Consider the following 14,094-nt stretch of genomic DNA (forward strand, 5'->3'; position numbering starts at 1 on the left):
TCTTTTTTATATGCGCGGCACAAACATTGTAAGTAGCGAGCTACTATATGATGCACCTAAAACGATTTTTATGAAAGTCGTAAGAAGCGAGGAACTATATAGGACGTTAAGAACGATTTTTACCTTAAGTTTTATAAGCCTCTTGTAATTAAAAAATTAGTAAAAGCTTGCGCAAAATTTAATTTACAAAAAAATTTTAGTATAAGAAAAGCTTATAGGTGATCCAAATCACATTTATAAAATATTCTTGCAAATATTGAACCTTTGGTATATAATTGAAACTGTAAAAGATAATAATTTTAAATAGGAGGAATAAAAATGGCAAAAGTTTTTAAAACCATGGATGGTAACACAGCTGCTGCTTATGTATCTTATGCATTTACAGAAGTTGCTGCCATCTACCCAATAACTCCTTCATCGAATATGGCGGAAGCTGTTGACAGCTGGTCTGCTCACGGTAAAACAAACATATTTGGCGAAAGAGTTTTAGTTCAAGAAATGCAATCTGAAGCAGGTGCAGCAGGTGCTGTTCACGGCTCATTACAAGCAGGTGCATTAACTACTACATATACAGCTTCACAAGGTCTTCTACTTATGGTTCCAAATATGTACAAGATCGCTGGTGAACTACTTCCAGGTGTATTCCACGTATCAGCTAGAGCTATAGCATCACACGCTCTAAGCATATTTGGTGACCACCAAGACGTTATGGCATGCCGTCAAACAGGCTTTGCTATGTTAGCATCAGGCTCAGTTCAAGAAGTTATGGACCTTGCAAGTGTTGCTCACCTTTCAGCTATTAAAGGAAGAGTACCATTCTTACACTTCTTCGATGGTTTCAGAACTTCTCACGAAATTCAAAAGATCGAAGTTATCGACTATGAAGATCTAAAGAAACTTCTTGACAAGGACGCTCTAAGAAAGTTCAGAGAAAACGCTTTGAACCCAGAACACCCAGTAACAAGAGGTACTGCTCAAAACCCTGATATCTACTTCCAAGCTGCAGAAGCATCTAACAAACATTACGAAGACATAGTTGAGATTGCTGCTGACTACATGAAGGAACTTTCTAAGATTACAGGAAGAGAGTACAAACCATTCAACTACTATGGAGCAGAAGATGCTGAAGACATCATCATCGCTATGGGTTCTGTAACTGATACAGTAGAAGAAACTGTTGACTACTTAAACAGTAACGGCAAGAAAGTTGGTCTTATCAAGGTTAGACTATATAGACCATTCTCTAAGAAATACTTCTTCGATGTATATCCAAAGACAGTTAAGAGAATTGCTGTTCTAGATAGAACTAAGGAAAAGGGCGCTCTAGGCGAACCACTATACCTTGACGTTAAGTCAATGTTCTACGATGCAGATACTAAGCCACTTATCGTTGGTGGTAGATATGGTTTAGGTTCAAAGGATACTACTCCTTCACAAATCTTATCAGTATATGAAAACTTAGAATCATCAAACCCTATCAATGGCTTCACTATTGGTATCAATGATGACGTTACTCATAAATCACTAGAAATTAAGAAAATTATAAATACAGAACCAGAAGGAACTATCAAATGTAAGTTCTGGGGCTTCGGTTCAGACGGTACAGTAGGTGCTAACAAGTCAGCTATCAAGATTATCGGTGATAACACTGACCTATATGCACAAGGCTACTTTGCTTATGACTCTAAGAAGTCAGGTGGTGTTACAGTTTCTCACTTAAGATTCGGTAAATCACCTATCAAATCAACATACCTTATCAGTCATGCAGACTTTATAAGCTGTTCTAAGCAATCATACATCCACCTATATGACTTATTAGATGGACTTAAAGATGGCGGAACATTCTTACTAAACTGCATCTGGGACGAAAAGGAACTAGAAGAAAACTTGCCTAACAAGTTAAAACGCGCTATTGCTGAACACCATGCTAAGTTCTATACAATAAACGCAACTAGAATCGCTGAAGAAATCGGTCTAGGCGGAAGAACTAACATGATTATGCAAGCTGCTTTCTTCAAGTTATCTGAAGTACTTCCACTTGACGAAGCTATCTCTCACTTAAAAGACTCTATCGTTAAATCATACGGACGTAAGGGTGAAAAGGTAGTTAACATGAACTACCAAGCAGTTGATAAGGGTATTGAAGAATTAAAAGAAATCAAATATCCAGAAAGCTGGAAAGACTTAAAAGACGAAAAAGAAGAAAAGAAAGAAACTACTAAATTCTTTGAAGAAGTTGCTGAAGTAATGAACGCTCAAAAGGGTGACACTCTTCCAGTATCTAAGTTTATAGGTATTGAAGACGGTACATTTGAAAATGGTACAGCTAAGTTCGAAAAGAGAGCTATTGCTGTTAACCTACCTAAGTGGCACAAAGAAAATTGTATCCAATGTAACCAATGTTCATACATCTGTCCACATGCTGTAATTAGACCAATACTATTAAATGCTGATGAAGCTGCTAAGGCTCCTGCAACATTTGAAACAATTGAAGCTAAAGGCAAGGGACTAGAAGGACTACAATATAGAATGCAAGTTTCATCACTTGACTGTACAGGCTGCGGTAACTGCGCTGACATCTGTCCAGCTAAGGAAAAAGCACTAGAAATGGTTCACTTCGAAGATATTGCAGAAGTAGAAAACGAAAACTGGGATTTCGCTATGGACGAAGTCGAAGTAAAAGACGACGTTATGGATAAATTTAGCGTTAAGGGATCTCAATTCCAACAACCACTTCTTGAATTCTCAGGCGCTTGCGCAGGTTGCGGTGAAACTGCTTATGCTAAACTAATCACTCAACTATATGGCGACAGAATGATTATTGCAAACGCAACAGGTTGTTCATCAATTTGGGGAGGTTCAGCTCCATCAACTCCATACTGCGTAAACAAATGCGGTAAGGGACCTGCATGGGCTAACTCACTATTCGAAGACAACGCTGAATATGGCTACGGTTTTGCTCTAGCTGATGAAGTTAACAGAAACAGAATCAAATCTCTAATGGAAAGCTACATCGCACTAGACAAGAAAGATGCTGAACTTGAAGAAGCATTCAAACTTTGGTTATCAGATATGAGAGATGCAAGAGTAAGCAAGGAAGCTTATGCTAAGATGGCAAACAAATTAGCTAAGAAGACTGGAGACGCTCATCAAGATGAAATACTTGAACAAATCGATGAATTAAGAGACTACATGATTAAGAAGTCTGTTTGGGTATTTGGTGGAGACGGTTGGGCTTACGATATAGGCTTCGGCGGACTTGACCACGTACTAGCATCAGGTAAAGACATCAACGTATTCGTATTCGATACAGAAGTTTATTCAAATACAGGTGGACAATCATCAAAGGCTACACCAACAGCAGCTGTTGCAAAATTCGCTGCTTCTGGTAAGAAGATTAGAAAGAAAGACCTTGGTCTAATGATGACAAGCTATGGCTACGTATATGTTGCTCAAATCGCTCTAGGCGCTAACATGAACCAAGCACTTAAGGCAATCAAAGAAGCAGAAGAGTACGATGGACCATCAATCATCATCGCTTACGCTCCATGTATCAACCACGGATTAAAATGCGGTATGGGCAAGAGCGTTAACAGAGAAAAACAAGCTGTTGCTGCTGGTTATTGGCACCTATACAGATTCGATCCAAGACTTGAAAAAGAAGGAAAGAATCCATTCGTATTAGATTCAAAAGATCCAACAGAATCATTCCAAGAATTCATAGGTTCTGAAGTAAGATACACATCACTTCAAAAGGACTTCCCTGAAGAAGCAGAAATCTTGTTCAAGGCTGCTGAAGAATCAGCTAAGGAGAGACTTGCAAGCTACAAGAGAATGGCTGGCTTAGATAAATAATTTAAGTAAATATATTTAATGAGATGCGAGGAGAAATCTTCGCATCTTTTTTATTGCATTACATATAAGTATAGCTTATAATATATAAAAGGAAGTGAAGAGATGAAACTAATTAAAGCAAATAAAAAACATAAAGATATAGTACTTGCGTTTAAAAAGAAAGTAATTGAAGCTGGGGAGAGATTTTGCGGCGTAAGCGGTCTTGAAAGACTTGACTTTGATGATTGGCTTGAAAGAAATGACTTGATAGAAAACAAAAGTACTTGTCCAGAGAATATAGTACCTGCTATGCAATATATCTATGTAAATGATGAAGAGGGAGAAGTTATAGGTATGATCAATCTACGCCTTGAACTAAATGATTTTTTGATGAAATTTGGTGGGCACATAGGCTACTCAATCGCGCCAGATGAAAGACGTAAAGGCTATGCCAAGTCGATGCTTAAAGAGGGACTTAAGTTTTATAAAAATCGCGGCTATGAAAAAGTTCTTATTACATGTGACGTAAATAACATTGCCTCCGCTAAGACCATAGAAGCCTGTGGCGGTGAGCTTGAGAATATTATAAAAGAAGATGAACTTCACTCAACAAAGAGGTATTGGATAAAGCTTTAATTGGGTATATATATTTTAAGGAGTTGATTATATGTATTTACTAAGACTATATAGAGACTTTGACCTTGTCTACTCGATAGGCATGTTCAAAGAAGAAAAAGATTACAAAGAATTTTTAAAAGCAATCCCAAGTTGTAAGCCAGAAGAGGATGGATACAACTACAGGATATATCTTAAAGATTTTCCAGCACTTTTAAAGTTAAAGTTCAATGATGCTGACTTTATATTGTCAAGAGACTTATTTTTAAATAGAGAATACCTTTATGTTGACGTAGAAGAGTACCCCGTGCTTAATGAATATAAGGGCATCTATGACAAGTATCAAGTGATAGGCGGCTATGCCATCGGTACAGATGAACTCGAAGACTACGTGACAAGACGTAACAAGAAGCTCGACCTTGTTTTTAAGATACTTAAGGACATGGGTGTTGAAGCCTTCAGAGACTACTCAGACTCTGAAGATGGAGAGTGCATTATACTTAAGAAGGACTCAAGCATACTATTTGAACTAGACCCATCATTCAATGAAGACCTTCCGGACGATGAAGAAGGACTAAGAAAAGCTATCGAAGAAGAACTTAATAATAAGTAAATGTATCATAAGATCTAAGGCGTACTTAGATCTTTTTTACTACTCAAAGCTCATTGATAAGGCGTTAATAATTGTGATTAAAATGCTTGACAATTACGCTTGAATCTAATATAATGACTATATTAATATATATGTAAGGGGAGAGATGTATGGCCAAAGAACAATACTTAACAGAAGAGGGTTTAAAACAAAAGGAAGAAGAGCTCGAGTATCTTAAGACGGTTGCAAGAAAAGAAGTTGCAGAGAAGATCAAGATCGCTCTTGGCTACGGAGACTTAAGTGAAAACGCTGAATATGATCAAGCAAAAAACGATCAAGCAGCACTTGAAGAGAAGATAGCTAAATTAGAAAACATACTTAGAAACGCAGTGCTTATAGACGAAGCAGGTGAATCAGACAATAAGACAGTTAAGGTAGGCTCGAATGTTAGGTTCAAGGACATGGATACAGATGAATTCTTAGAATATCAAATCGTTGGTGTTGTAGAAGCAGATCCATTTAACGGCAAGATCTCAAATGAAAGCCCTGTCGGAAGAGCCATGATAGGCAAAAAAAGAAACCAAGTTGTTGAAGTAGAAGCACCATCAGGTTTGAAGAAATATAAAATAACAAAGATATCATAGGAGTTGAAAGATGCAAAACACAGATTTAAATGAAATGCTACAAATTCGTAGACAAAAGTTAAAAGAATTACAAGATCAAGGCAAGAACCCATTTACAATTGAAAAGTTTAATCCTGATCATCACACAACAGATATTACTGATAACTTTGAAGAATTTGAAGGCAAAGAAGTTACATTAGCTGGCAGAATTATGTCTAAGAGAGGCCACGGTAAAATCTCTTTTATGGACATACAAGATATGAAAGGAAGAATACAAATCCTTTCTAAAATCGACGAATTAGGCGAAGAAGCCTACAAGATTATCTCATACTTAGACATGGGAGACATCGTTGGCGTTGAAGGCGAAGTTTTTAAAACACAATCAGGAGAAATTAGTATTAAAGCTAAAAAGCTTACATTACTTTCCAAATCCTTACAAATACTACCTGAAAAGTGGCACGGACTAAAAGACCCTGACCTTAGATATAGACAAAGATACGTTGACCTAATCGTTAACCCAGAAGTAAAAGAAACATTCTTATTAAGAAATAAAATCATAAAAAAGATTAGAGAATTCTTAGACAATTTAGGCTACTTAGAAGTAGAAACACCTATACTTGGTAATATTGCTGGTGGTGCAAACGCAAGACCATTCTTAACACATCATAACGCACTAAACATCGATATGTCATTAAGAATAGCGAACGAACTTTATCTAAAGAGACTTATTGTCGGTGGTTTCGACAAAGTTTATGAAATGGGTAAGATGTTCAGAAACGAAGGTATGGACACAAGACACAATCCAGAGTTTACTAATATCGAGCTATACGAAGCATATGCTGACTATAACGATATGATGGAAATAACTGAAAATCTTGTTGCTTATGTAGCTAAAGAAGTTTTGGGAACTACAAAAGTTGAGTATCAAGGCAAAACTATTGATTTTACTCCACCATGGAAAAGAATCAAGATGCAAGATGCAGTTAAAGAGCACACAGGTGTTGACTTTGATAAGATAAATACAGATGAAGAAGCTATCGAAGTAGCTAAAGAACATAAATTAGAGATAAAACCTGGCATGACTAGAGGACACGTTATTAGCGAAATGTTCGAAGAATACTGTGAACAATATATGGATCAGCCAACATTTATCATTGGCCACCCAGTAGAAATTTCTCCATTAGCAAAGAGAAATCCAGATGACACAAGAATTACTAACAGATTCGAAGCCTTTGCTAATTGCTGGGAAATTGCAAACGCATTCTCAGAATTAAACGATCCAATTGATCAAAGAGAAAGATTTGAAGAGCAATTAAGACAAAAAGAATATGGCGACGATGAAGCTCACCCAATGGACGAAGACTTCTTAAACGCTATCGAGGTTGGTCTTCCACCAACAGGCGGACTTGGTATAGGCGTAGATAGACTTATCATACTATTAACAAACCAAGCATCCATCAGAGACGTAATCTTCTTCCCAACAATGAAGCCTTTAGGCTTAGAAAAGGCAGAAAATAGGGATTCGTCAAAAGAAACTTACGAAACTTACGACAAACTTACGACAGAAGAAATCGACTTTTCAAAAGTAAAAGTAGAGCCATTATTTGAAGATATGGTTGATTTTGATACATTCTCAAAATCTGATTTTAGAGTTGTAAAAGTTAAGAACTGCGAAGAAGTTCCAAAGTCTAAAAAACTATTGAAATTTACATTAGATGATGGTTCTGAAAAAGAAAGAGTTATTTTATCTGGTATTAAGGAATATTACAGCGCAGAGAGCTTAATTGGAAAGACACTACTTGCGATTTGTAATCTTCCTCCTCGTAAGATGATGGGAATCGACTCAGAAGGTATGATTATATCTGCAATTTGTGAGTACGACGGAGAAGAAAAACTTAACTTAATAATGTTGGATGATAATATTCCAGCAGGATCAAAATTATATTAAAAGAACACGCTAATTATGAAACTGGGGTTTGTTATGAATCCCAGTTTAATTTTTATATTAAGTTTGACACTACGTTATTAAACGTAGTTTCTGCTCTAGATCTATATAACACATCAGAAACAAGATCAAATCAAAAATCTTTTGGTCTAAATTATCAAAAAACTGGCAAGGAACTAATGAGCCAAGATGAAATAACTGTAATGGATGGCGGTAAGTGTATATACCAGCTAAGAGGAGTAAGACCTTTCTTATCAGATAAGTTTGATATTACGAAGCATAAGAATTACAAGTTGTTGGAAGATTATGATAAGAAAAACTTGTTTGATGTGGAAGAGTATTTAACAAATAGAGATAAAATAAAAATAAACAGAAACAGTTTGATTACAAGATTATGAATTAAGCCTAGGATAAAAATATTTTTGGTATAATATCTATATATAAACCATGGAGGTAGGCATATGAGGTCTTATGAAAGTAAGGAAGAATTAAAGAATGAGATAAAGAAAACTTTTGAAAAATATATTTCAGAGTTTGACAATATACCAGAAGAGCTAAAAGATAAAAGACTAGATGAAGTTGATAGGACACCAGCAGAAAATATTGCCTATCAAGTAGGTTGGACAACTTTACTTTTAAAATGGGAAGAAGATGAGAAAAAAGGACTAGAAGTCAAAACACCATCAGATAATTTCAAATGGAATCAACTTGGAGAATTATATAAGTGGTTCACAGATACCTATGCCCATAAATCGCTATATGAACTGAAAGAACAACTCACAAAAAATATAGAAGATATATATCTTTTGATAGATGAATTAACAGATAAAGAATTATTTAAACCACATATGAGAAAATGGGCAGATGAAGCAACAAAAACGGCTATTTGGGAAGTGTATAAATTTATCCATGTAAACACAGTGGCACCATTTGGAACGTTTAGAACTAAGATTAGAAAATGGAAAAAGTTAGTTGTTTAAATAAAATTTATTTAGAATTATAATTAAAAAACTTTTGACAAATAAGTTTTGGGGCAATTAACATAATAATTGTAACTTATTTGAATAGATAAGTTTAGTAAGATATTTGATGTGGAGAAAGTAAATATGTTTGAGCAAATAAAAGTTTTTTTTATGAAAATTTGGAACGAATTAATAATAACAATTATTGTAGGGTTTTTTATTAGGAGTTTGAAAAAGTCGAAAGAGCTTGTTAAACCGACCATTAACGAATTACTTAATAATATTGATTACAATAGCAAAAATTGGAAGGAAGAAATAGATAAAGTGTTAGAAATTAAAACTACTGTTGAGAGACATTTTCCAGAATATAAAGATTACCTTTTGATACAATATGGTTCATCAGTTATTCCTGACAATAAACTTCCAAGTGATTATGATTTTATAGTTTTGTTATTAGGATACCAAATTGAAGGAAATAGATATATGCATAATAAAGGAACTATAAGTGATGAATCGAATGAAGCAAACAAGGATCAAGTTGATATCGTTTTTAGAGATTATTTATCTTTTTTATTTGCGGCTTCAGCTGGTATGCCATATGAAAACAGCGTGATATATAATGGTAAGTTAGTAAAAGGACATCAAGGATATTTTCAATGGCTAAAAAATATAACGAAAAACATTTTGTTTGATAAAGATTTTTTAATTAGGAGGTTTAAAGAGAAGATAATAGCAGAAAAACAAGAGTTTCATAAATGTTTGAAAGAATGTGAAGAATTTGGGCATGATGAATATTACGTTATAAGAGCGGGATATTACTATATAACTTCAATTTTGCAACTCAGAAGGATTCAAAATTTTGAGAAAGTTATTACTCAAAACCAAGTTATTGAACTTTCAAAAGTCAGAAGTTTTTATGAAGATATTTTAGATGATAATATCAGAAATAAATATGAACATTTAGTTGAAAATTTAAAACGTAATAATACATTAAATTTAATAAGCATTGATGATATAAAAGAAGTCTTACTATATATTGGTGAAGAATATGATAAAAATAAATAGAATATTTAATAGAAAAAATAAAAATATAAGTATATTTTCTGAAAGCACTTTAAAGACAAGTTTTTATGAAGAACTTCAAAAAAATGAATGGTGTAATGTTATTGATGATAAACCAGATAACTTAATGGAACTGATAAAAATAAAAATTAATAAGAATCGAAAAGTATAGATATATTTGTAATATAAGATTTAAAATATGGCGATAGAAATTAAAAACTCTATCGTCTTTTTTATACTCAAAGTTAGGAGGTTAAAATGGTAAGGATATGAAGTCTCACTTAAAAAATTTAATATATAATATATTTAGCGATTGAATTAAAAGGTCAGTCGTTTTTTAATTGAAATTTATAGATTAAGGAGAAGAAATTAATGGATAGAGAAAAAGAGGAATAGTATAGCACATAACTATAAACCATTATGGATACAGTTAGCAAAGAGGACTAAAAAAACAGATGTAATAGCCATGGCAAGACTTACAACAAATGTTATAGCACAAATGGGCAAGGATAAACCAATTACAATGAAAAACATAGAAAAGATATGTAAGGCTCTATCTTGCACTCCTAATGATATTATTAGTTTTGAAGATGAATTGAAAGATAGATTTAAAACGGAACAGATATGTATTAAAATATAAAAATTATCATTTAAAACGGTAAAAACACTTGACTATTTTTTAAACTTGTGATATACTCAAAGCGAAAATAATCAAACATACAAAAATAAAAAAACAAACGAAACTGCAATTTACATAGGAGGTAATATAGTTGGAATTTTCAGATGGTGAACTACTAGTAATGGAAGAGTTGTGGAAGGGCGATGTCTTAGACGAAAATGGAGAAATCCAAGCTCTTGCCTTATCAAAAATATTGATGGAAAAGTACGATATAAGTAAAACATCTTGCTACACCTTTTTTGGAAGATTAGTAGAAAAAAGGGCGATAGCTAGGAGGTATCCTAAATATACAATTAGGGTTCTTGTATCAAGAGAGGATGCTCTTTTGAATAAGCAAAAAGAAGCCTTTCATAAACTTTTCAAAGGATCACTTTTAAATATTTGCAAAACGTTTTTACAAAATGAGAAGGTCACAAAAGAAGAAATAGAAGAAATGAAAAAATTAATAGATAGCTTTGACGAAGAGGACCAAGAGGAAGACAAGGATGGCAATAAGTCTAACTAGTGTTTTTATACTCGAAAAATCTATCAAAAGTCTTTTCTTATTAGCTATAATTTTCCTAGTTAGACCAATATTAAATAAGAAAGCCTTCAAGTCAGCAAGTATTGTTTTGTGGATAGTTTTATTAATCTACTTAATAAGTCCCTATGAACTTGAAATAGGAATAGAAAATGTAAAGGAAAATTCTATCTTACTTGCTATAACAAATTTTTTTGAGCATTCCCTTGGATGGTTAGTAAATAAAATAGGCTCTATATTTTTTAAACTAAATCGACTAATAGGTTCGGTTTTGATTTTTACTTATCTCGTAATAAAAATTTATAAATTCCATACAGTAATGAAAGGCTCTACCCTTACCCAAAATACTTTATGTAAGAAAAAAATAAGAGAATTTGGACTAAAAAGAAAAGTAGAGATTTATATAAATAACAATTTAAAAACACCCCTTACCTTTGGCATTTTAAGACCCAAGATAATCTTACAAGATCATATCTTAGCTGATGAAAAATTACTAGACCATGTTTTGATCCATGAACTAATGCACATAAAGAAATTTCATATCCTACTTAACCACCTGATAAACATTGTAGCCTGCCTATATTGGTTCAATCCACTCTTGTGGCTAAGCTTAAAATACCTAGACCAAGACATTGAAATAAACTGCGATAAGCTAGTGGTTGAAAACTTAGTCGACACAAGAAAAAATAGAAAAGCTTATTGCTCATCAATGCTAAAACTAGTGGAAAGAGAATTTTATGAAAACAACCTATATTTAAAATTAAATCCTAATATAGAAAGAATTAAGATAATAAAAATATGGAGGAAAACTCTTTTGGGACTTATAAGTTTTATCCTTGCCCTTACTTTTTCTTTGCCAGCCTTTGCCAATGTGATTGACCTAAGCCAAGATAGGGTTGAAGTTCTAGGCCAAGAGCTAAATAATTTTGAGATTAATAATGGGGGAAGAGTTGAAATAATAAGTGATGAAGAATATCAGAAATTAGAATTAGGAAGGTTATCGAGTAGACAATCTGACACAGCAAAGGTCAATGAAAAAATAAAGTTAGGAAGATTTGAAAACACCTCCTATGATTTTGAGTTTGTTGATGATAAGAACGAAGGTTTTATCATAAATTTAAAAAATATGTCTTGCTCTGGAGGAGTAGAATTTTCAGTAATTATAGAAGAAGATGGGGAAATAATTTATAAGAGAAGATTTGCCGCAGACTCTACATTAAAAGTTAAGACACAAAAAGGAAGTGCTTATATTGTCACTGTTTGTAATGAGTCTAATAAAAATTTATCGGGACAAGTAAATATAAATTCTTATACAAGATAAGAGAGGATTATATGATAATTTCAAAAGAAAAAATATTTGAGTTGATGCTAGTATTATTTTTTATGATTAATTTAAGCTCTTGTTTAAATTCTAATGATAAAACTATAAACAAAGAAAAAGATGAAATCTCTTTGACAGTTAATATTTATGATGAAAAACAAGAAACTTTTAAAGAATTAGTCACAACCCAAGACCAACAAAGGAAAATTTTAGAACAGCTGAATGAATTGAAGAAAGATTCTAGTTTATATGATTCAAAAAATCAATATCTAGGATTGGATAATGCCTATTCTGAAGGAACATATTTAATTAAAGTACATGATAATAAGGAATATGAGATAGAAATAGGAGATGACAGTTCCCTTAGTACAGATAATAAATATTGGTACAATATAAAATCGAAAAATAAGGATAAAGAGGGGATATACAAAACTTCTTATAATTTGAAAGAAAGAATAGATCAATTATATTTGAGGAAGACAAATAGTTAAACAAAGTTATATGAGGAGGTAAGAAATGAAAAGAAGATTTACTCTATTAATAGCCATGGTGATGCTGTTAACAGCAATGGCAACAAATGTATTTGCTTCATCAGCAAATAATAACTCAAAAGTCAGCCCTAAAGAATGGCAAGAATGGTTTAATGGTCTAAGTAAAGAGGAACAATTAAGTGTAAACTATGAGCCAAGTCAAGTTATAAAAGCACTTAGTGCTAATGAAGTTTCAAAAGTTAATATTGACGACAAATATGAAACCAAAACCTTTTTGACAGAACTACAGAACCTATATCCGACCATGGAAAAAAAGTCTATAAATCAATATATATCATCTTATATTGAGATTTTCAATATGTACAGGGGTATGTATCCAAATCTTTCAAATAAGGCTATCGCAGAAAAAGCAAAAGCGAATATGTTGAATAAGATAGAGTATATGATTGATGATTCAAAGTATGAAGCTAAGGATATTATAATCCGCTCAGCTAAAGAACCTGATGGGTATGAAGCCATTGTCGACTATATAAATAAAAATCTCAAGCCTAATTACTACGCTACTTTGGACACGACAGAAGAAAATATAAATATTCTAAAAAGACATATTAATAGTTTACCAAACGAAGTCAAAGAATCAGCATTGTTATATATTGAAGATATGGAATCAGGAGATAATTTCGACGAAATAATTGCTAAAAAATGTTTTTCAAGTAAGACTTTTTTAGTAGAATCTAGAGATAAGAAAGGATCCACGCATTTTCAAATCCGCTTGTTAAAAGGAAGTGTAGCTACTTTTGCTAGAGAAAAATGGAAAAAAGGTGATACAGTAGTCATTAAGTTAAAGTCTTTAAAAGGAAATGATTTAGAAGTAGGTATTTTGCCTGCCGAAGACATTAACGCTGGCTGGGGCTATAATGATTATGGTGCTCCTATAAAAAAGGTAGAAAACCCAGAAGATGATGTAAAATTTACTATTCCGAATGATGGAGAATATGGAATTTACGTTAAAGATATGAAATCAAATGCTTTTTCTTTTCTAGAATTATTTAGGGGAAAAGAAATAGTATCTACAAAGTCGGGAGGGAAAAAATCAGCAAAAGATCATAAACATGAATTAAATAATCATAATTGTATTGAATTTGAGTTAGAAGTAAATAAGAAATTTATCAATCCTTTAACTAAAACAGAAAGATTGAAATAAAATTATTAAAGAGGAAATAATTAAGAAATCAATTAGTTTAACTATGGCTTTAATGCTGTTATTGGCAATGGTAATGCCAACTTCTAGTTTTGCGATGGCTAAAGAAAAAAAACACCGCAAGTAGAATACAAGATTTAGAAACTCCGATAGTTGAGGATTTTGATGGTTTTATGATTGTGCCTTATGCCAATCATTTGGTAGTGGATAGCGAGAGTATTGGTAATAGTGGAATATCGTGGGATTAAC

The 14,094-nt window shown here is 32.9% G+C and carries 14 protein-coding genes; all 14 read left to right on the forward strand.

The genetic code is table 11. The features are described from left to right. The first annotated feature begins 318 nt into the window (after nucleotides 1-318). The 14 genes from nifJ to KO172_RS04955 all read left to right on the forward strand — a co-directional run bounded on the left by nifJ (nucleotide 319) and on the right by KO172_RS04955 (nucleotide 13,848). Complete coding sequence (gene nifJ, locus KO172_RS04890) at nucleotides 319-3,855, forward strand: pyruvate:ferredoxin (flavodoxin) oxidoreductase (protein WP_215492402.1); 3,537 nt, start codon at nucleotides 319-321, stop codon at nucleotides 3,853-3,855. Nucleotides 3,856-3,957: 102 nt separating this feature from the next. Continuing rightward, nucleotides 3,958-4,470 (forward strand): GNAT family N-acetyltransferase, encoded by a 513-nt coding sequence (locus KO172_RS04895; RefSeq protein ID WP_215492403.1) that lies wholly within the window; start codon nucleotides 3,958-3,960, stop codon nucleotides 4,468-4,470. Nucleotides 4,471-4,501: 31 nt separating this feature from the next. Continuing rightward, nucleotides 4,502-5,062 carry a hypothetical protein gene (locus tag KO172_RS04900; RefSeq protein WP_215492404.1) on the forward strand — a complete coding sequence of 187 codons (561 nt, stop codon included), beginning with the start codon at nucleotides 4,502-4,504 and terminating at the stop codon, nucleotides 5,060-5,062. Nucleotides 5,063-5,211: 149 nt separating this feature from the next. Next, nucleotides 5,212-5,685 carry a transcription elongation factor GreA gene (greA, locus tag KO172_RS04905; RefSeq protein WP_215492405.1) on the forward strand — a complete coding sequence of 158 codons (474 nt, stop codon included), beginning with the start codon at nucleotides 5,212-5,214 and terminating at the stop codon, nucleotides 5,683-5,685. Between the two features lie 10 nt (nucleotides 5,686-5,695). Next, entirely contained in the window at nucleotides 5,696-7,612 is a 1,917-nt protein-coding gene (gene lysS / locus KO172_RS04910) for a lysine--tRNA ligase (protein ID WP_215492406.1), read from the forward strand. 176 nt (nucleotides 7,613-7,788) lie between these two features. Then, complete coding sequence (locus KO172_RS08300; protein ID WP_000076085.1) at nucleotides 7,789-8,007, forward strand: hypothetical protein; 219 nt, start codon at nucleotides 7,789-7,791, stop codon at nucleotides 8,005-8,007. A gap of 63 nt (nucleotides 8,008-8,070) precedes the next feature. Continuing rightward, nucleotides 8,071-8,589 (forward strand): ClbS/DfsB family four-helix bundle protein, encoded by a 519-nt coding sequence (locus KO172_RS04920; RefSeq protein ID WP_215492407.1) that lies wholly within the window; start codon nucleotides 8,071-8,073, stop codon nucleotides 8,587-8,589. A 126-nt stretch (nucleotides 8,590-8,715) separates the two neighbouring features. Continuing rightward, on the forward strand, nucleotides 8,716-9,636 hold the full coding sequence (locus KO172_RS04925) for a hypothetical protein (protein ID WP_215492408.1): 921 nt from the start codon (nucleotides 8,716-8,718) through the stop codon (nucleotides 9,634-9,636). Continuing rightward, nucleotides 9,620-9,805: a hypothetical protein gene (locus KO172_RS04930; RefSeq protein WP_131748368.1), complete on the forward strand. Its 186-nt coding sequence runs from the start codon at nucleotides 9,620-9,622 to the stop codon at nucleotides 9,803-9,805. Before KO172_RS04925 ends, KO172_RS04930 begins: the two co-directional genes overlap by 17 nt. Before the next feature lie 294 nt (nucleotides 9,806-10,099). Then, a complete protein-coding gene (locus tag KO172_RS04935) occupies nucleotides 10,100-10,273 on the forward strand; it encodes a helix-turn-helix domain-containing protein (protein WP_445080617.1) in 174 nt (57 codons plus the stop codon). Between the two features lie 130 nt (nucleotides 10,274-10,403). Beyond that, nucleotides 10,404-10,817 carry a BlaI/MecI/CopY family transcriptional regulator gene (locus tag KO172_RS04940; protein ID WP_215492409.1) on the forward strand — a complete coding sequence of 138 codons (414 nt, stop codon included), beginning with the start codon at nucleotides 10,404-10,406 and terminating at the stop codon, nucleotides 10,815-10,817. Further along, a complete protein-coding gene (locus KO172_RS04945; protein ID WP_215492410.1) occupies nucleotides 10,798-12,153 on the forward strand; it encodes a M56 family metallopeptidase in 1,356 nt (451 codons plus the stop codon). The genes KO172_RS04940 and KO172_RS04945 overlap by 20 nt, the downstream gene beginning before the upstream one ends. An 11-nt stretch (nucleotides 12,154-12,164) precedes the next feature. Beyond that, entirely contained in the window at nucleotides 12,165-12,644 is a 480-nt protein-coding gene (locus tag KO172_RS04950) for a hypothetical protein (RefSeq protein ID WP_215492411.1), read from the forward strand. 25 nt (nucleotides 12,645-12,669) lie between these two features. Continuing rightward, nucleotides 12,670-13,848, forward strand: coding sequence for a hypothetical protein (locus KO172_RS04955; protein WP_251320121.1), 1,179 nt, complete (start codon nucleotides 12,670-12,672; stop codon nucleotides 13,846-13,848). Nucleotides 13,849-14,094 lie beyond the last annotated feature (246 nt).

Origin of the sequence: Fenollaria sporofastidiosus (genome assembly GCF_943169635.2) — a bacterium.
GTDB lineage: Bacteria > Bacillota > Clostridia > Tissierellales > Peptoniphilaceae > Fenollaria > Fenollaria sporofastidiosus.

Bases quoted from the DNA above. Each gene is read 5' to 3' on its own strand.
- nifJ (WP_215492402.1), top strand. From the start codon at position 319: ATGGCAAAAGTTTTTAAAACCATGGATGGTAACACAGCTGCTGCTTAT.
- KO172_RS04895 (WP_215492403.1), top strand. From the start codon at position 3,958: ATGAAACTAATTAAAGCAAATAAAAAACATAAAGATATAGTACTTGCG.
- KO172_RS04900 (WP_215492404.1), top strand. From the start codon at position 4,502: ATGTATTTACTAAGACTATATAGAGACTTTGACCTTGTCTACTCGATA.
- greA (WP_215492405.1), top strand. From the start codon at position 5,212: ATGGCCAAAGAACAATACTTAACAGAAGAGGGTTTAAAACAAAAGGAA.
- lysS (WP_215492406.1), top strand. From the start codon at position 5,696: ATGCAAAACACAGATTTAAATGAAATGCTACAAATTCGTAGACAAAAG.
- KO172_RS08300 (WP_000076085.1), top strand. From the start codon at position 7,789: ATGAGCCAAGATGAAATAACTGTAATGGATGGCGGTAAGTGTATATAC.
- KO172_RS04920 (WP_215492407.1), top strand. From the start codon at position 8,071: ATGAGGTCTTATGAAAGTAAGGAAGAATTAAAGAATGAGATAAAGAAA.
- KO172_RS04925 (WP_215492408.1), top strand. From the start codon at position 8,716: ATGTTTGAGCAAATAAAAGTTTTTTTTATGAAAATTTGGAACGAATTA.
- KO172_RS04930 (WP_131748368.1), top strand. From the start codon at position 9,620: ATGATAAAAATAAATAGAATATTTAATAGAAAAAATAAAAATATAAGT.
- KO172_RS04935 (WP_445080617.1), top strand. From the start codon at position 10,100: ATGGCAAGACTTACAACAAATGTTATAGCACAAATGGGCAAGGATAAA.
- KO172_RS04945 (WP_215492410.1), top strand. From the start codon at position 10,798: ATGGCAATAAGTCTAACTAGTGTTTTTATACTCGAAAAATCTATCAAA.
- KO172_RS04950 (WP_215492411.1), top strand. From the start codon at position 12,165: ATGATAATTTCAAAAGAAAAAATATTTGAGTTGATGCTAGTATTATTT.
- KO172_RS04955 (WP_251320121.1), top strand. From the start codon at position 12,670: ATGAAAAGAAGATTTACTCTATTAATAGCCATGGTGATGCTGTTAACA.